16 protein-coding genes and 2 pseudogenes are annotated in these 16596 nt (G+C 61.5%); 15 read left to right on the top strand and 3 right to left on the bottom strand.

Features of this window, described 5'->3' with window-relative positions:
- Positions 1–14: 14 nt before the first annotated feature.
- Positions 15–275 carry a type II toxin-antitoxin system prevent-host-death family antitoxin gene (locus tag CO667_RS27465; RefSeq protein WP_097621458.1) on the top strand — a complete coding sequence of 87 codons (261 nt, stop codon included), beginning with the start codon at positions 15–17 and terminating at the stop codon, positions 273–275.
- A pseudogene (locus tag CO667_RS27460) lies at positions 265–684 on the top strand (hypothetical protein). The gene CO667_RS27465 and the pseudogene CO667_RS27460 overlap by 11 nt, the downstream one beginning before the upstream one ends.
- Here the strand turns inward: CO667_RS27460 and CO667_RS27455 are convergent.
- A pseudogene (locus CO667_RS27455) lies at positions 658–1741 on the bottom strand (AraC family transcriptional regulator). The pseudogenes CO667_RS27460 and CO667_RS27455 overlap by 27 nt on opposite strands.
- An 81-nt stretch (positions 1742–1822) precedes the next feature.
- Between CO667_RS27455 and CO667_RS27450 the strand changes: the two are divergent.
- The 8 genes from CO667_RS27450 to CO667_RS27415 all read left to right on the top strand — a co-directional run bounded on the left by CO667_RS27450 (position 1823) and on the right by CO667_RS27415 (position 10583).
- Positions 1823–2590 (top strand): 3-hydroxyacyl-CoA dehydrogenase, encoded by a 768-nt coding sequence (locus CO667_RS27450; protein ID WP_097621349.1) that lies wholly within the window; start codon positions 1823–1825, stop codon positions 2588–2590.
- A gap of 23 nt (positions 2591–2613) precedes the next feature.
- A complete protein-coding gene (locus CO667_RS27445; RefSeq protein ID WP_097621348.1) occupies positions 2614–3801 on the top strand; it encodes an acetyl-CoA C-acyltransferase in 1188 nt (395 codons plus the stop codon).
- A 13-nt stretch (positions 3802–3814) separates the two neighbouring features.
- Positions 3815–4942, top strand: coding sequence for an acyl-CoA dehydrogenase family protein (locus CO667_RS27440; RefSeq protein WP_097621347.1), 1128 nt, complete (start codon positions 3815–3817; stop codon positions 4940–4942).
- 61 nt (positions 4943–5003) lie between these two features.
- Positions 5004–6236 carry a 3-methyl-2-oxobutanoate dehydrogenase (2-methylpropanoyl-transferring) subunit alpha gene (locus CO667_RS27435; RefSeq protein WP_097621346.1) on the top strand — a complete coding sequence of 411 codons (1233 nt, stop codon included), beginning with the start codon at positions 5004–5006 and terminating at the stop codon, positions 6234–6236.
- Position 6237: 1 nt separating this feature from the next.
- Positions 6238–7251, top strand: a complete 1014-nt coding sequence (locus tag CO667_RS27430; RefSeq protein ID WP_097621345.1) for an alpha-ketoacid dehydrogenase subunit beta — start codon at positions 6238–6240, stop codon at positions 7249–7251.
- Between the two features lie 3 nt (positions 7252–7254).
- Positions 7255–8502 (top strand): dihydrolipoamide acetyltransferase family protein, encoded by a 1248-nt coding sequence (locus CO667_RS27425; RefSeq protein WP_097621344.1) that lies wholly within the window; start codon positions 7255–7257, stop codon positions 8500–8502.
- Between the two features lie 3 nt (positions 8503–8505).
- Complete coding sequence (gene lpdA / locus CO667_RS27420; protein WP_097621343.1) at positions 8506–9903, top strand: dihydrolipoyl dehydrogenase; 1398 nt, start codon at positions 8506–8508, stop codon at positions 9901–9903.
- A gap of 245 nt (positions 9904–10148) precedes the next feature.
- Positions 10149–10583, top strand: a complete 435-nt coding sequence (locus tag CO667_RS27415) for a hypothetical protein (RefSeq protein WP_097621342.1) — start codon at positions 10149–10151, stop codon at positions 10581–10583.
- A 492-nt stretch (positions 10584–11075) separates the two neighbouring features.
- Here the strand turns inward: CO667_RS27415 and gfa are convergent, their stop codons facing one another.
- Together gfa and CO667_RS27405 are read right to left on the bottom strand one after the other, a co-directional pair.
- Positions 11076–11648 (bottom strand): S-(hydroxymethyl)glutathione synthase, encoded by a 573-nt coding sequence (gene gfa, locus CO667_RS27410; RefSeq protein ID WP_097621341.1) that lies wholly within the window; start codon positions 11646–11648, stop codon positions 11076–11078.
- Between the two features lie 91 nt (positions 11649–11739).
- Positions 11740–12846: an alcohol dehydrogenase catalytic domain-containing protein gene (locus tag CO667_RS27405; RefSeq protein ID WP_097621340.1), complete on the bottom strand. Its 1107-nt coding sequence runs from the start codon at positions 12844–12846 to the stop codon at positions 11740–11742.
- Positions 12847–12986: 140 nt separating this feature from the next.
- On the opposite strand from CO667_RS27405, the gene CO667_RS27400 reads away from it, so the two are divergent.
- The 5 genes from CO667_RS27400 to CO667_RS27380 all read left to right on the top strand — a co-directional run.
- Positions 12987–13337 (top strand): DoxX family protein, encoded by a 351-nt coding sequence (locus CO667_RS27400; protein ID WP_097621339.1) that lies wholly within the window; start codon positions 12987–12989, stop codon positions 13335–13337.
- Positions 13338–13393: 56 nt separating this feature from the next.
- On the top strand, positions 13394–14011 hold the full coding sequence (locus tag CO667_RS27395) for a TetR/AcrR family transcriptional regulator (RefSeq protein ID WP_097621338.1): 618 nt from the start codon (positions 13394–13396) through the stop codon (positions 14009–14011).
- A 404-nt stretch (positions 14012–14415) separates the two neighbouring features.
- Positions 14416–15270 carry a hypothetical protein gene (locus CO667_RS27390; RefSeq protein ID WP_097621337.1) on the top strand — a complete coding sequence of 285 codons (855 nt, stop codon included), beginning with the start codon at positions 14416–14418 and terminating at the stop codon, positions 15268–15270.
- Between the two features lie 19 nt (positions 15271–15289).
- Positions 15290–15874 (top strand): YceI family protein, encoded by a 585-nt coding sequence (locus tag CO667_RS27385; RefSeq protein ID WP_097621336.1) that lies wholly within the window; start codon positions 15290–15292, stop codon positions 15872–15874.
- A gap of 405 nt (positions 15875–16279) precedes the next feature.
- Positions 16280–16596 (top strand): alcohol dehydrogenase catalytic domain-containing protein (locus CO667_RS27380; RefSeq protein ID WP_179874174.1); only part of this gene is annotated, 317 nt, incomplete at its 3' end.

Genomic DNA, 16596 nt, shown 5'->3' with positions numbered 1-16596 from the left:
CGGAGGCTATATTCATGCGACAGTTCACGACAGGTGATCTTAACAAACAGATCGGCGATGTCACGGACGTCGCGAGCCGCGAGCCGGTCGTTCTCACCCGCCACAACAAGCCGCGTTTCGTGCTGATGAGCTATGAGCACTATCAGCGGATGCGCAGCGGCGGGGACCCGCGTCGTGCCCATCACATTTCGGAGATGCCGGACGAGCATGCCGAATTGTTCGGCGAGGCGATTGAGCGGCTGGCGCGCGGTGAAAGCTATGACGATGAACCGTGAGTTTCGTCCTGGCGAGGTGATGGCCTATCCCTATCTCTGGGCATGGCAATAGCAGCGTGGTGAGACCGAGGGGCGCAAACAGCGCCCGGTCTGTGTCATCATCGCGATGCGCAGTGCGAGCGACGGAAACACGCATCTCGTCCTTCTGGCAATCACCACACAGCCGCCGGAGGTGGGAAGGATTGGGCTGGAAATTCCCGATATCGAACGCCGGCGCGCCGGTCTCGGTGATCTCAAACAGAGTTGGATCGTCGTCGACGAATACAATTACGATATCGTCGAGCGCTCCTGGTACATCGAGCCTCATCAGGAGGTTCTTGGTCGCTTCAGCAAGTCCTTCGTGATGAGGATTGCCGCCATGTTCGCGAAAGCACGTGGCCAGTCAGGGCGGGTCAACCGAGTCGACTGACATGCCCTCGATTTCCGCTCCGTCCCGACGAAAGCCCTCGGGGCTCTTGCCCATCCATTTCCGAAACGCGCGGAAGAAGGCGCTCGGCTCGGAATAGCCGAGCTGAACGGCGATCTCGCCGATGGTTTTCGGTGTACCCAGTAGCAGCTCGACGGCGAGATCGCGGCGGATGTCGTCCTTGATGGCGGCATAACTTTGTCCCTCGTCGTGCAGGCGGTGGCGGAGCGTCGAAGGCGGCATGCGCATGTCGGCGGCGAGTTCGGTGAAGCTCCGCCACATGGCGGGTGTCGCCTGGCTCAAGCGCCGACGGACGGCGGCGGCGATGCCGGCATCATAGCGATAGCGCACCAGGATATTGGCGGGGGCGCCGCGCAGGAACTGTTTGAGCGCCTGTTCGCTGCGTGAAATCGGCAGGTCGAGCAGGGCGCTGTCGAAGCCGAGCCGGCTGATGGCTTGCGAGAAACGCACCGGCGCACCGAAGAACAGCCGGTAGTCGGCGCCTTGTTTCGGCTCGGCGCAGCGGAAATCGACGAGCCGGATCGGAATGCGCCGGCCGACCAGCCAGCAGATGATGCCGTGCAGGATGATCCAATAGGTGCGGTAGGCGAAGGCCGAACGCGGGCCGCCGGAATCCCTGAGCTCGACCTCGGCCAGGCCGTCGCGGATGACAAGCTGTCCCCTGGGGTCGTCGAGCACGACATCGAGGAAGCGTAGCGCCCGGCGAAGCGCATGACCTAGCGTCGGCGCATGCAGTACAGAGTGGCAGAGCAGCGTGAAGCTGCCGCTGCGCATCGGCCGGCCGCCCATGCCGAAGAATTCGTCGTCGAGCTCGGCGGCGATGGCCAGCCAGAGCGCACCATAGGTCTCGGCCGACACTGGCTGGTCGACCCGCGGCAGCAGCCCCGCGCGCGCAAGAACAGGCTCTGTCGGCTTATCCAGCCGCCGCAGGCTGTCGAGGGCTTCCTCGACAAAGGCCGGCGCAATCATCCGTCGCTCGATTTCGGCCATCGCACTCTCTATGGCAAAACTGGCCGAAATAATGGAGCAGTTCTGTCATCGCTTGCAATAGGTGGAGCGAATAGAATCCTACCCGTCGGTTGCGCTTGGAGGAGGGCGCGGCCGGCAGGGAGGAACATTTATGCTGATCCCAAGTGCAAGTTTCATCGTAACCGGCGGCGGCTCCGGCCTCGGAGCGGCAACGGCGCGTATGATCGTGGAGGCCGGCGGACGGGTGACGATCGCCGATCTCAACGAGGAAGCCGGTGAGCAAATCGTCCGGGAATTCGGCAGCGACGCCCGTTTCGTCAAGGCCGACGTGACGGATGGCGAGGAAGCAGCCGCAGTGATCGCTGCAGCCCTCGAAGCCTTCGGGGACTTACGCGGTTTGGTGAATTGCGCCGGCGTCGCACCGGCCGAAAAAGTGATCGGCCGCGACGGGCCGCATCGGCTCGAAAGTTTTGCGCGCACGGTCGGGATCAATCTCATCGGCACGTTCAACATGATTCGGCTTGCCGCCGCGGCGATCGAGAAGACGCAGCCGGATGCCGAAGGCGAACGCGGCGTGATCGTCAATACGGCCTCGGTTGCGGCCTTCGACGGTCAGATCGGCCAGGCGGCCTATGCTGCCTCCAAGGGCGGGGTGGCGGCGATGACCTTGCCGATCGCCCGAGAGCTTGCCCGCCACGGCATTCGCGTCGTCGCGATCGCACCCGGTATTTTCGAGACGCCGATGATCGCTGATATGCCGGCCGAAGTTCAGGCGTCACTCGGCCAGAGCGTGCCCTTTCCACCGCGGCTCGGCCGGCCGGCGGAATTTGCCGGGCTGGTGCGCCATATCTTGGAAAACAACATGCTGAACGGCGAGGTCATCCGCCTCGACGGCGCATTGCGGATGGGGGCGAGGTGAACACGTTGCCCCAAGGAGGAAAAATGGTTTTGCAGGATCCCATCGTCATCGTCGGTGCGGCGCGCACCCCGATCGGCAGCTTTCAGGGAGAGCTGAAGGAGGCGACAGCGCCGGAGCTCGGAGCAACGGCGATCCGCGCCGCACTCGAGCGCAGCCGCGTCGCGGCCGAGGCGATCGAGGAGGTCGTCTTCGGTTGCGTGCTACCGGCTGGCCAGGGCCAGGCGCCGGCGCGCCAGGCGGCGATCCATGCCGGGCTGCCTTTTGCGACCGCGGCCAGCACCGTCAACAAGATGTGCGGCTCGGGCATGAAGGCGGTGATGATGGCGCACGACCTGATCGCCGCCGGTAGTGGCTCGATAGCCGTCGCGGGCGGCATGGAAAGCATGACCAATGCGCCCTATCTCCTTGACAAGGCCCGTGGCGGCTACAGGCTCGGCCATGGGCGTGTCGTGGATCACATGTTTCTCGACGGGCTGGAGGATGCTTATGACAAGGGGCGCTTGATGGGCAGCTTCGCGGAGGATTGCGCCGAGGCCTATCAGTTCACGCGCGAGGCGCAGGATGCCTACGCCATCGCCTCGCTGACGCGGGCGCAGAAGGCCATTGCCGAAGGCTGTTTCGACAGCGAGATCGTGCCGGTCACGGTGAAATCGGGCAAATCAGAGCAGGTGGCGAGCCGCGACGAACAGCCGGGCAAAGCAAAGCTCGACAAGATCCCGACGCTGAAGCCGGCCTTTCGTGACGGCGGCACGGTGACGGCGGCCAATTCCAGCTCGATCTCCGATGGCGCGGCAGCCCTGGTGCTGATGCGCCGCTCCGAGGCGGAGCGTCGCGGCCTCAAGCCGCTTGCCACGATCCTCGGCCATGCCACCCATTCACAGGCGCCCAATCTTTTCGCCACCGCACCGATCGGCGCGCTGCAGAAACTGTCCGATCGCACCGGCTTGCCGCTGTCGGAGGTCGATCTCTTCGAAATCAACGAGGCTTTCGCTGTCGTCGCCATGGCGGCGATGCGCGATCTCGACCTGCCGCATGAAAAGGTCAATGTGCATGGCGGCGCCTGCGCGCTCGGCCACCCGATCGGCGCATCGGGAGCCCGGATCCTGGTAACGCTGCTTGCGGCGCTGGAGCGCTACGGCCTCAAGCGCGGCATGGCCGCCCTCTGCATCGGCGGCGGCGAGGCGACGGCCGTCGCCATCGAACGGCAATAGGAGGAGAGAACAGATGATCCTTTCCGACCTCCAGCAGCAGATCGCAGATCTCGCCCGCGATTTTGCTCGCGACCGGCTGGCGCCTGGGGCAGCCAAACGCGATCGGGAGCATATCTTCCCGCGCGAGGAACTGAAGGAAATGGGTGAACTCGGGCTGCTCGGCATGCTGGTGCCGGAGACTTATGGCGGCTCGGATACGGGTGTGGTCGCCTATGCCGCCGCACTTGAGGAGATTGCCGCCGGCGACGGGCCCTGTTCGACGATCATGAGCGTGCACAGTTCCGTCGGCTGCGTGCCGATCCTGAAATTCGGCACCGAGGAGCAGCGGCAGCGCTTCCTGCCGAAGCTTGCCAGCGGCGAATGGATCGGCGGTTTTGCGCTGACCGAGCCGCAGGCCGGTTCCGATGCCTCGAACCTGAAGACAAGGGCGCGGCGCGATGGCGACCACTACGTGATCGACGGCGCCAAGCAATTCATCACCTCGGGAAAGAACGGCGATGTCATCATCGTCTTCGCCGTCACCGATCCCGACGCCGGCAAGAAAGGCATCACCGCCTTCATCGTGCCGACGGAGACGCCGGGCTACGAGGTGATCCGCGTCGAGGAAAAGCTCGGGCTGCATTCCACCGATACCTGCCAGATCGCCTTCAACGCCATGCGCATTCCTGCGGATTTGAGGCTCGGTGCCGAAGGCGAAGGTTATCGCATCGCGCTTGCCAATCTCGAGGGCGGGCGGATCGGCATTGCCGCGCAGGCGGTCGGCATGGCGCGGGCGGCCTTCGAGGCAGCGCGCGACTACGCCAGGGAGCGTACGGCCTTCGGCAAGCCGATTTTCGAACATCAGGCCGTTGCCTTTCGCCTTGCCGATATGGCGGTGCGGATCGAGGCGGCGCGCCAGCTCGTCTTCCATGCCGCCGCTCTCAGGGAAGCCGAGCTGCCCTGCCTGTCGGAAGCCTCGATGGCAAAACTCTTTGCCTCGGAGATGGCCGAGCGCGTCTGCTCCGACGCGATCCAGATCCACGGCGGTTATGGCTATATGGCCGATTATCCAGTCGAGCGCATCTACCGCGATGTGCGCATTTGCCAGATCTATGAAGGAACGAGCGATGTGCAGCGCATGGTGATCGCCCGCAATCTATAGGAACCACCCGGCTCTGCTTCCGGGGAGGGGAGCACGGCCGGCACAGGGAGGAAGAAAAAATATGGTGGATTCCGCTCGTTTGAGCCTGCATGTCCCCGAACCCGCCGTCCGCCCCGGCGGCCAGCCTGATTTTTCCAACGTCAAGATTGCCAAGGCCGGCTCGGTGCCGCGGCCGGAGGTGGATGTCGCGTCGGAAGACATCCGCGATCTCGCCTATTCGATCATCCGCGTTTTGAACCGCGACGGCGAGGCGGTCGGCCCCTGGGCGGGGTCGCTCTCCGATGAACAGCTGCTGACCGGGCTTCGCAACATGATGAAGCTGCGGGCCTTCGACGCCCGCATGCTGATGGCGCAGCGGCAGGGCAAGACCTCCTTCTACATGCAGCATCTCGGCGAGGAAGCGGTCAGTTGCGCCTTCCGCAAGGCGCTCGAGAAGGGAGACATGAATTTCCCGACCTACCGCCAGGCGGGCCTTTTGATTGCCGACGACTATCCGATGGTCGAGATGATGAACCAGATCTACTCGAACGAGAGCGATCCCTTACGCGGCCGGCAACTGCCGATTATGTATTCCTCCAAGGAGCACGGCTTCTTCACCATCTCGGGCAATCTCGCCACCCAATATGTGCAGGCCGTCGGCTGGGCGATGGCCTCGGCGATCAAGAACGACAGCCGCATTGCCGCGGCCTGGATCGGTGACGGATCGACGGCGGAATCGGATTTCCACTCCGCGCTCGTTTTCGCCTCGACCTATAAGGCGCCCGTCATCCTCAACATCGTCAACAATCAATGGGCGATCTCCACTTTTCAGGGTATCGCCCGCGGCGGCTCCGGCACCTTTGCCGCCCGCGGTCTTGGCTTCGGCATTCCGGCGCTGCGTGTCGACGGCAACGACTATCTCGCCGTCCATGCCGTCGCCCGCTGGGCAGCCGAACGGGCGCGCCGCAATCTCGGCCCGACGCTGATCGAATATGTCACCTATCGCGTCGGCGCGCATTCGACCTCCGACGATCCGAGCGCCTATCGGCCGAAGACGGAATCTGAGGTCTGGCCGCTCGGCGATCCCGTGCTGCGGCTGAAGAAACATCTGATCGTCAAGGGTGTTTGGTCGGAGGAGCGGCATGTGCAGGCCGAAGCCGAAATCATGGACGAGGTGATCGAGGCGCAGCGCCAGGCCGAGACGCATGGCACGCTGCATGCCGGCGGCAGGCCTTCGGTGCGCGACATTTTCGAGGGCGTCTATGCCGAGATGCCGCCGCATATCCGCCGCCAGCGGCAGAAGGCGGGGTACTGACATGGCCAGGATGACGATGATCGAGGCGGTGCGCAGCGCCATGGATGTCTCGATGGCGAAGGACGACAATGTCGTCGTTTTCGGCGAGGATGTCGGTTATTTCGGCGGCGTCTTTCGCTCGACGCAGGGCCTGCAGGCAAAATACGGCAGGACGCGCTGCTTCGATACGCCGATCAGCGAATCCGGCATCGTCGGCACGGCGATCGGCATGGCGGCCTATGGGCTGAAGCCGTGTGTCGAAATCCAGTTCGCCGACTATATGTACCCGGCCTATGACCAGCTGACGCAGGAGGCGGCGCGCATCCGCTACCGTTCCAACGGCGATTTCACCTGCCCGATCGTCGTGCGTATGCCCACAGGCGGCGGCATCTTCGGCGGCCAGACGCACAGCCAAAGCCCGGAAGCGCTTTTTACCCATGTCTGTGGGTTGAAGGTCATCGTGCCGTCCAACCCCTATGACGCCAAAGGCCTGCTGATCGCGGCGATCGAGGATCCTGATCCGGTCATGTTTCTGGAGCCCAAGCGGCTCTATAACGGCCCATTCGACGGTCATCACGAGCGGCCGGTGACGCCCTGGTCGAAACACGATCTCGGCGAGGTGCCCGATGGCCATTACACCATCCCGATCGGTAAGGCCGAAGTGCGGCGCGTTGGATCGGCGGTGACCGTGGTTGCCTATGGCACGATGGTGCATGTGGCGCTTGCCGCGGCCGAGGATGCCGGCATCGATGCCGAGGTGATCGATTTGAGAAGCCTGCTGCCGCTCGATCTCGATACGATCGTCCAATCGGTCTCCAAGACCGGCCGTTGCGTCGTCGTGCATGAGGCAACCCTGACCTCCGGCTTCGGCGCCGAGGTCGCAGCACTGGTGCAGGAGCATTGCTTCTATCATCTCGAAGCGCCGGTCGTGCGCGTTGCCGGTTGGGACACGCCCTATCCGCATGCGCAGGAGTGGGACTATTTCCCCGGTCCCGGCCGTGTCGGGCGGGCGCTTGCCGAAGTCATGGAGGCCTGAGCCGTGGGCGAATTCATCATCAAGATGCCGGATGTCGGGGAAGGGGTCGCCGAGGCCGAGATTGTGGAATGGCACGTGAAGACAGGCGATCCCGTCCGCGAGGACATGGTGATCGCCGCCGTCATGACCGACAAGGCCACCGTGGAAATTCCCTCTCCCGTCAATGGCACCGTCATCTGGCTCGCCGGCGAGGTCGGAGACCGCATCGCGGTCAAGGCCCCGCTGGTGCGGATCGAGGCGGCGGGAGATATCGGCGAGGCTCAACCGGTGCGGATTTCGCAGACGCCTGTCGCCGAAGCCGCCAAGCCCGAGATTGCAAAGCCGGCTCTGGTAGCGCCGGCGCCTGCGGTGACACCAGTGCCGGCGGCGGCGCCGGCGGAAAAGCCGCTGGCCGCTCCCTCCGTGCGGCTCTTCGCCAGGGAAAGCGGTGTCGACCTCAGGCAGGTGCAGGGGACAGGACCGGCCGGGCGTATCCTGCGTGAGGATATCGAGCAGTTCCTCGCCCAGGGGAGCGCGCCTGCCGCGGCAAAGAACGGTTTTGCCAGGAAGACGGCGACCGAGGAGATCAAGCTGACGGGCCTGCGCCGCCGCATCGCCGAGAAGATGGTGCTTTCCACTTCGCGCATCCCCCACATTACCTATGTGGAGGAGGTCGATATGACCGCGCTCGAGGAGTTGCGCGCCACCATGAACGGCGATCGCCGGCCTGATCATCCGAAGCTGACGGTTCTGCCCTTCCTGATGCGGGCGCTGGTCAAGGCGATTTCCGAGCAGCCCGACGTCAACGCCACCTTCGACGACGATGCCGGCGTCATCACGCGCCATGGTGCCGTGCATATTGGCATCGCCACGCAGACGCCGGCCGGTCTGACCGTGCCTGTCGTGCGGCATGCGGAAGCCCGCGGCATCTGGGATTGTGCCGCCGAGATGAACCGGCTGGCGGAAGCGGCACGATCAGGGACGGCGACGCGCGATGAGCTTTCCGGCTCGACCATCACCATCAGCTCGCTCGGCGCGCTCGGTGGCATCGTCTCGACACCCATCATCAATCATCCCGAGGTGGCGATCATCGGCGTCAACAAGATCGCCACGCGGCCGGCCTGGGACGGCGCGCAGTTCGTGCCGCGCAAGAGGATGAACCTCTCCTCCAGTTTCGATCACCGCATCATCGACGGCTGGGATGCGGCGACCTTCGTCCAGCGCATCCGCACGCTCCTCGAAACACCGGCGCTCATTTTCATCGAAGGCTGATCCATGAAAGAGATTGTCTGCAAGCTCCTCGTCATCGGCGCCGGCCCGGGCGGTTATGTCTGCGCCATCCGCGCCGGACAGCTCGGCATCGATACCGTCATCGTCGAGGCCGGCAAGCCGGGCGGCACCTGCCTGACGGTCGGCTGCATTCCCTCCAAGGCGCTGATCCACGCCGCCGAGGAATTCGACGCGACGCAAAAGATGCTTGCCGGCAAGAACCCGATGGGCATCCGCGTCGAAGGCGTCTCGATCGATCTCGGCAGAACGATTGCCTGGAAGGACGGCATCGTCGGCCGGCTGACCAACGGTGTTTCGGGGCTGCTGCAGAAGGCGCGGGTCAAGATCGTCCATGGCCGAGCCCACTTCCGCGACGGCAAGACGGTGGAGGTGGAGACGGAAACCGGCCAGCAGATCATCCGCGCCGAAACCGTCGTCATTGCCACCGGTTCCGATCCGGTGGAGCTTGCCAATCTGCCTTTCGGTGGCCGGGTCATTTCCTCGACGGAGGCGCTGTCGCTGACGGAACTGCCGAAAAAACTCGTCGTGGTCGGCGGCGGTTATATCGGGCTGGAGCTCGGGACCGCCTTTGCCAAAATGGGATCTGAAGTGACGGTCGTCGAGGCGACGCCGCAGGTGCTGCCGCTCTATGATGCCGAGTTGGTGCGGCCCGTCATGCGCAAGCTGACCGAAGGCGGTCTCCGGGTGTTGACCGGCGCCAAGGCGATCGGCCTTGCCGACAACGGCGAGGCATTGATCGTCGAAACCTCAGATGGCCGGCAGCAGAGCCTGGCGGCGGACCGCATCCTCGTCACCGTCGGCCGCCGCCCGAGGACCGCGGGATCCGGTCTCGAAGAACTCGATCTCGATCGTGCCGGCCCTTATCTGAGGATCGATGATCGTTGCCGCACCTCGATGCGCGGCATCTATGCGATCGGCGACGTGACCGGCGAGCCGATGCTGGCCCATCGGGCCATGGCCCAAGGCGAGATGGTGGCGGAAATCAGCGCGGGCAAGAAGCGGGCCTGGGACAAACGCTGCATTCCCGCCATCTGCTTCACCGACCCGGAGATCGTCAGCGCCGGCCTGTCGCCGGCAGACGCGAAGGCGCAAGGCTATGACATTCGCACCGGCCAGTTTCCGTTCAGCGCCAACGGGCGGGCGATGACGATGTTGTCCGAAGAAGGCTTCGTGCGCGTCGTAGCCCGTGCCGACACCAATCTCGTGCTCGGCCTGCAGGCGGTGGGAGCCGGCGTCTCCGAGCTCTCGGCGGCTTTTGCGCTGGCGATCGAGATGGGTGCACGTCTGGAAGACATCGCCGGCACCATCCATGCGCATCCGACCCGCAGCGAAGCGGTGATGGAGGCGGCCCTGAAAGCTTTGGGAAGCGCCCTGCATGTCTAGATTGAGGCGCCATCGAATTTACGATTTCCTAAAAGATTGGGTTCCATGCCGGCCGATGTCTTGAAGAGATCTTTTCTGCCGTCGTTGAGCAACAATTGGCCGATTTGCAGCATAAATCTCTGTTCGGTAAGCAATAGGCGAACAGTAGTCGCTGCTGTTCCCAATCGTGATTGGACACGGGTTGCTTCCTGAGTGAAGCTGTTATTGGGAGCGGACCATCTATTTTCTGAAGATAGGAGGCCGAAATGGAACAGCATGCACTTGAGCAGTTGAAAACCATAGCAAAGGTCAGCCCGACCTATGCACACCTTGAAACAACGCGGCGCGAGCGGCTTGAACGGTGGGCTGAAATTCTCGAACGCAGTCCCAGGCAGTTTCTTAGGACGCTTCACGAAACCGAATACCAGCCGCTAACAGAGCGGATGGCGATGCGGGGCGACGACAGTCCGATCTCTGTTGCATTTGCCGATCCAGTCCTGCGGGCGGCGGGAATGGAAAACGATAGCTACGGCGAAGCCAAACGGTTCTTCGAACTGAGCGACCACCAACTGCATGATGTTGTCTGCTTCTGCCGTTTTGGTGAACATGTCAGCGCAGCATTGGTCGCTCGCCGCTTGCGAGCGTTGGCAGACCACAAGCCAGGCGGCTTTTTTTCTCGGCTGCGTGCGTTCTTTGGCTGATCGCAGGCTATAGGCAGGGATCAAGCGGCTTGTCGCGCTCCGCGGGGCGCAGGCAAGACAACGGCATTATAGGAAGGCGGTTTCGTTCATCAACGGCGTGCTCGCCGGGGCTATGTTGTTGCCGATTTCCCTGTAAGACAAAGCGTGCCCAATGATGGGCCGGACATCCGCACCTGTGGGATGGTGAGCATGGGCTCGATGCGGCGCCTGGGTCATCAGACCCGTGGGCTGCTTTGTTTCGACCGTTACGCTGCGCGATCCTTCCCCACGACCAACGGGCGAATGCGTGAGCTCTGATCCGCTTGTCGCGTCTTCAAACACCGGGAGGTGAATCCACTAAATTGCATAAACGTATATAAGCAACTTTATAGTGCAAAAGCGGCATAAGCTGAATTATGGAACCTTCCGAGCAGCCCCGCCAGCCAAGGGAAATCAGACATTCACATCAAACGAATAAGCAGAGGAACCGGGTCGCTGCCCGGCTCCTTGCGCCTACGCCGCCAGCACACCACTTTTCTTTGCCGTCCACGTGGCGATGTAGTCCATCAGACCAGGTGAGAGGCAGTCATAAGACGCAAGATCCAGCTCGATGAGCCGCTCGCGGACTGCGTTCATCTTCGAAGGGTCATATCCGGCCTCGATGATTGAGGACACGAACGCGGCAAATCCGGGTTCGGCCCATCCTTCTTCTTCGAAACGCTCAGGATGGACGAAGGATAAGCCCTTGAACGGATGATCCCGCTCCACCGGCCCATGCATATGGACACCGCACTCCTTGCAGGCATGTCGCTGGATGAGGGCTGTTGCATCGACGACCGTGAGCTTATCGCCGTTCTCAACGACTTCCACGGCTTCCGTGGGTGCCACGGCAACAATCGAGAAGTTTGCGCCTACTGGTTTCCAGCACTTGGTGCAGCCACAGGCATGATTATGGGCGATATCGCCCTTAATCTTCACCTTAACCGGCTTGGTCGTGCACTCGCATATGAGAGTGCCTCCGGCGAACAGGCCGCCGCCCTTCTTCAATCCCCCATCGACATAGGGATGTATGCAGACACTTGCCATTGCTTCTTCCTCCTATTTGGCCGGACACCGCGCCCGGCTTTCAGAACGGCAGGCGGCCGATCAGCAACTAGGCCGCTCCATTGGAACTCCGCTACAGTTCGACAGCGTAGTAGATGAAGCCACCTTCGTCCTTTCCGACTCCGGAAATGGCGTCATTGATCTTCTCCAGCGGCGACACCATCGGCGACATGACCGACATATCGATGATCCCTGCTTCGACCATCGCTGCAATCTCCATCCCTTCTGCGGCCGTGAACCATACCGAGCCGATCAGTTCCATCTGCTCGTCCATCCACCATTTGACGTCGACAGGCAAAGCCCCAGACGTGCCGCCGATGTTGACGATGCGGCCTCCCCGTTTGACGCCACCCATGGCGTCCAGCATGGAGTCGAGCGGCGCCTTGGCGCCGAGCGTATCGAGCATCAGGTCCGCCCCGCTCCCGTTGGTCTGCGCCTTGACGAAGGCTCCTGAGGATCCCTTCACGTTCGAAAAGGTGACGATCCGGTCCGGCGCGATCGCTTTCAGCCGTTCAAGAAGCCCCTCGCCCCTGGCCACGGCATAAATCTTCGCAACACCCATCGCCAACGCGAACAGCGTCGCACCCAAGCCGAGCGTTCCGGTGGCGCCGTTGATGATCAAAGTCTTGCCCATCAGCGGACCGCATTTCTTAAGGGCGGCGTAGGAGGTGCCGAGATAACCCATACGGGAACCCTGGACGAACGTCATGTTGTCGGGGATTTTGATGACCTGCGCCTGCGGGGCGAGCATGAATTCGCCGAACCCGCCGTAAGGATAGCGGGCGAACATTTCCATGCTTTTTTGATTGTAGCCGAAGTACCCGCCAAGCGTCCAATATTCGCAGGCCTGCGGCTTGCCTGAAGAACAATGATGGCATGTGCCGCAGAAACGTCCGGGATTCACATAAACCCTGTCGCCTGGCTTAAGGCCGACAACCTGAGGACCCACCTCGTGGACCACGCCACTCGGATCGAGGCCGTGAATCGCCGGCCGCGGCGGTAGCGGCATCTGCGGATACCAAGTCTCCCAATTGGCCAGAACGTTCGCGAGATTCGGAACCATTCCGCAGGCTCTCACGCGCACGATCACGTCACTGCCGGTGGCCTTCGGACGCTCGACCTCGTCGATGCTCATCGGCTGACCCACGGCATGAAGCCGGGCGGCACGCATCAGTTCCATCGGTATTCCTCCCAAACTCAAAAATTGCGTCGCATTGACATTCCAATTGGATTGTGAATACCGTTTAGTATCTGAAAAGGCAAGCGGGGAATGGCAACTATCCTCGCCGACCCGGCGGCGGCCGGCGTCAAGGAGGAAAAATGGATTTCGTTTTGGTTGACTGGCTCCGCATTCTCTGCGGCGTCTGGTTCATTCCACATCTCATCGGCAAGGGCCTGCACCATGAGAAAGCCGGAGGAACATTCGAAGCGGCAGGTTTCAAACCTGGCAAGCTTTTCGTTGGCGTTACCATCGTTGCGGAGGCATGCGCGGCGGCGGGATTGATTCTTTCTGTTTATCCCAGGGTTGCAGCTGTTTTCGGTGCTTTGGTGCTGCTCGGAGCCGGATACGCGGTCGTGAAGATCAACGGCATGAACTGGCGCTGGCAGAAGATGGGGCCGGAGTATCCGATCTTCTGGGCACTCATTTGTCTGTTAACGGCTCTTGTATGATCGCTGCATTTTGAGGTACGCCTCGGTGTCTGGATACGCGAGAACGGGAATTGCGAATGGCACGACTGACACGTGAGCAAAGTCAGGCTCGAACGAAAGAGAAGCTTCTAGCGTCCGCTTATGAAGTCATGGCACGCTACGGTTACGCTGGGGCTTCGATTGAACGGATCGCCGAGGAGGCCGGTTATTCGAAAGGGGCGTTCTATTCGAACTTTGCCAATAAGGAAGACATCTTCCTCCAGCTCCTCGCCGGCAATGCCGGTGGCGACGTGGTCCAGCTGACGGAAATTCTCGGGAAATGCGATGACCCGATGGACCTCATCGACATTCTCGCAACGTGGGCGAACAACCGTGGAGATGACCGCAAGTGGGGAATGTTGGCGATCGAGCTGCTGCGCATGGCACAGCATGATCATACGTTGGGAGATCGTCACATCAAACTTTTCCGGGATCAGTGGGAGGGCGTAGGTAAGATCCTTATCGACAAGTTGGATCTCGTCGTGCAATCCCCTGCGAGCCCATTCTATATCGGCGGTATCGTTCTCGAGCTCACCTATGGCGGTATTTCGAGCTTCCTCAAGGACGGAGCGCCTGGGGACATGGTCCGGGTCGTCTTACGAGACATGTACCGGTCGTCGCGGGCAACCACGCCCGGCGTCCTGGCAAAAGCCTGACAGAGACCATCTGCCGTCGACATGAGAAACGCGCGGCTCTGACTTTCGGCGTCGCACGCGCACTCAACCTCGAAACATTCTATCGATCATCGGAAGCTGCCACGCAGCGGGGACAAACCACCCGCTTTTGCGTCTATAGCGAGCTTGACATCTGAAAATTCAAAGACTAGGTTTCATTCAAAGTCCGACTGGTATGTAAAAACCATTTGGTATTTAAGTTGAAGACTGCGGCGACCGCTGTTGAGGAATATGCGGGCTAAGGGGGGATTATGAGCAAAGGCGATTGACAGTGAGCTGTCGACGCACGCAAGCCGAAGGCTAGGGCCCGGTTTTCTTGGTGCGCGTGTCCCGTATTAGCGGGCTGGCGCTGCAGGATATACATCTCGCAATTCGGAAAATTTCGCATGCTTGGATTTGGCAACTCCCCGCAGGAGGCGCTGGCCGCGTCGCTGCTCGCCATGGTGCTCGTCGGCATTTTTGCGTCGGGTCTGCTGCGCTGGCACGGCCTGATGCGCCTTACCGACCTTTTAATGCCCGCTGCATTGCTGGCAGCCTATTGGCTCGTCTACAACAAAGTGCCGGCTTTTCCGCCCGTCGGGGCGGTCAACAAGGTGTTCTACGTGATTGTTCTCGGGACGATAGTCGGCTTCGCGGTCGAGATCGCTGCCCAACCCGCGGTTCGAGTTGTTTCCCTTTTTCTGCCGGCAGCGGCCGCTGTTTATATTGGCCTGCCCCGTTTGGGGGTGGCGTCTTGGGAAGTGGTGGCTGCGGCGGCAGCGGGCGTGGTTTTAATGTGGCTCATCTTGCCCGGGGCGACGGCTGGCCCGGAAGATGATGTGAAGCGGGGCGGCGTCGTTGCCGTGCTCGCGCTCGGCTTCGCGCCGATAACTCTTCTGGGTGCGTCGTCCTCCTCATTTCAACTCTGTCTCATTCTCGCAGCGGGCTGCTTTGGCATTCTCCTCGTGCACGTCGTCAACCCCGTTTTCCGCTTCGGCGGTGCTTCAGCGACCGGAGCATTGGGTGGATTGATTTCCGTCGCTTACACGGTGGTATTGATCACCCGCAAAGCCGATCCCATCGCCATTGCGATCCTCGCCCTCTGCGTCGTGCTGCCGATGTTCTCGGAGCGTGTCTGCCGGATGCTTACCGTATCTCGGCCGTTTCCGCGTCTTTTCGTCCATGTGTCCCTCGCCTTGCTTCCGGCCGCATTGGCGGTCGCTGTCGCGTTCCTGGACTATGGATCGAGTTTTCCAGCTTAACTTGAGGAGGAGAATGAAAATGAAACACAGATTTGCAGCATTGTTGCTTTCGGTGGCGTCGCTCGCCGGAACGGTGTCGCCCGCCTGGGCCACCAAATTCGACATCGACCCGGTCCATTCAGGAATCGCGTTTTACATCGACCACCTGGGCTTCTCGAAAGTGATTGGCGTGGCGCAGGAATTCTCAGGCGCTTTCGAATTCGATGCCACGAAGCCCGAGGGAAGCAGCCTTGATGTCAAAGTCGCGGTCGGTTCGATCTCGACGAACAACAAGCAGCGCGACGGCGACATCCAGGGCGCCGATTGGTTCAATGCGACGGAATTTCCGGAAATCACCTTCGTTGGCAAGGAATTCAAGAAAACCTCCGACACCACGGGACAAATTATTGGCGACCTAACCATTGCGGGCGTCACCAAGTCCGCTGCGCTGGATGTCAAGTTCAATAAGGAAGGCCAGAACCCGTGGGACAAAAGCCACGTTGTCGGCTTCAGCGCGACAACCAAGGTGAAGCGGAGCGATTTCGGCATGAAGGCAGCGCTCGGAATGATCGGTGATGAGGTCGATCTCGTGATTCAGGTTGAAGGCCGCGAGCACCAAGGCTGATCAAACGCCATCCGGACCGTAGGGTCACTTCCCGAAAGGATACCGTCGCCGCAAAGCGACGGTATTTTTCCGTATGGGCAACCTTTATGCCGTCCGGCCTGGGATGGGCACCCGAGTTGGTTTTCGGCTTTCGGATACTTTTCGGTATGCAAATACGAAATGGTATGTTAACGAAAGATGGCGCGCTTGGAAGGCAGGAATAAAGCCGCCGTAAGCGCGCATTGGGAGGATCTATAAATGCGTTCGCTTGCAATGTCGCTCGTTTGCAGTGAGCCCGCGCGGCGAAGCTCGACCGTCTCCTCGGCGCCAACAGCCGATCAAAACACACCTCATTCTTCCGCAATCTGACACTCGCGTGTCACGGCCGCGCCGCGGCAAATTTGGTAACAATCGAAAGGAAACCCCATGGACGTTCGCGCCGCCGTTGCCGTTCAGGCAGGCAAACCGCTTGAGGTGATGACCGTGCAGCTGGAGGGACCGAAGGCCGGCGAGGTGCTGGTCGAGGTCAAGGCGACGGGCATTTGCCACACCGATGATTTCACCCTGTCGGGCGCCGATCCCGAGGGCCTGTTTCCCGCCATTCTCGGCCATGAGGGCGCCGGCATCGTCGTCGATGTCGGTCCCGGCGTCACCTCGGTCAAGAAGGGCGACCACGTCATTCCGCTCTACACCCCGGAATGCCGCGAATGTTATTCCTGCCTTTCCCGCAAGACCAATCTCTG

The sequence above is a fragment of the Rhizobium sp. L43 genome (assembly GCF_002531725.1).
Taxonomy (GTDB): Bacteria; Pseudomonadota; Alphaproteobacteria; order Rhizobiales; family Rhizobiaceae; genus Rhizobium.
This window is presented reverse-complemented; position numbering and strand designations above follow the sequence as displayed.

Excerpts from the sequence above, each read along its gene's own strand:
- CO667_RS27465 (WP_097621458.1), top strand. The coding sequence starts at position 15 with ATGCGACAGTTCACGACAGGTGATCTTAACAAACAGATCGGCGATGTC.
- CO667_RS27450 (WP_097621349.1), top strand. The coding sequence starts at position 1,823 with ATGCTGATCCCAAGTGCAAGTTTCATCGTAACCGGCGGCGGCTCCGGC.
- CO667_RS27445 (WP_097621348.1), top strand. The coding sequence starts at position 2,614 with ATGGTTTTGCAGGATCCCATCGTCATCGTCGGTGCGGCGCGCACCCCG.
- CO667_RS27440 (WP_097621347.1), top strand. The coding sequence starts at position 3,815 with ATGATCCTTTCCGACCTCCAGCAGCAGATCGCAGATCTCGCCCGCGAT.
- CO667_RS27435 (WP_097621346.1), top strand. The coding sequence starts at position 5,004 with ATGGTGGATTCCGCTCGTTTGAGCCTGCATGTCCCCGAACCCGCCGTC.
- CO667_RS27430 (WP_097621345.1), top strand. The coding sequence starts at position 6,238 with ATGGCCAGGATGACGATGATCGAGGCGGTGCGCAGCGCCATGGATGTC.
- lpdA (WP_097621343.1), top strand. The coding sequence starts at position 8,506 with ATGAAAGAGATTGTCTGCAAGCTCCTCGTCATCGGCGCCGGCCCGGGC.
- CO667_RS27415 (WP_097621342.1), top strand. The coding sequence starts at position 10,149 with ATGGAACAGCATGCACTTGAGCAGTTGAAAACCATAGCAAAGGTCAGC.
- gfa (WP_097621341.1), bottom strand. The coding sequence starts at position 11,648 with ATGGCAAGTGTCTGCATACATCCCTATGTCGATGGGGGATTGAAGAAG.
- CO667_RS27405 (WP_097621340.1), bottom strand. The coding sequence starts at position 12,846 with ATGGAACTGATGCGTGCCGCCCGGCTTCATGCCGTGGGTCAGCCGATG.
- CO667_RS27400 (WP_097621339.1), top strand. The coding sequence starts at position 12,987 with ATGGATTTCGTTTTGGTTGACTGGCTCCGCATTCTCTGCGGCGTCTGG.
- CO667_RS27395 (WP_097621338.1), top strand. The coding sequence starts at position 13,394 with ATGGCACGACTGACACGTGAGCAAAGTCAGGCTCGAACGAAAGAGAAG.
- CO667_RS27390 (WP_097621337.1), top strand. The coding sequence starts at position 14,416 with ATGCTTGGATTTGGCAACTCCCCGCAGGAGGCGCTGGCCGCGTCGCTG.
- CO667_RS27385 (WP_097621336.1), top strand. The coding sequence starts at position 15,290 with ATGAAACACAGATTTGCAGCATTGTTGCTTTCGGTGGCGTCGCTCGCC.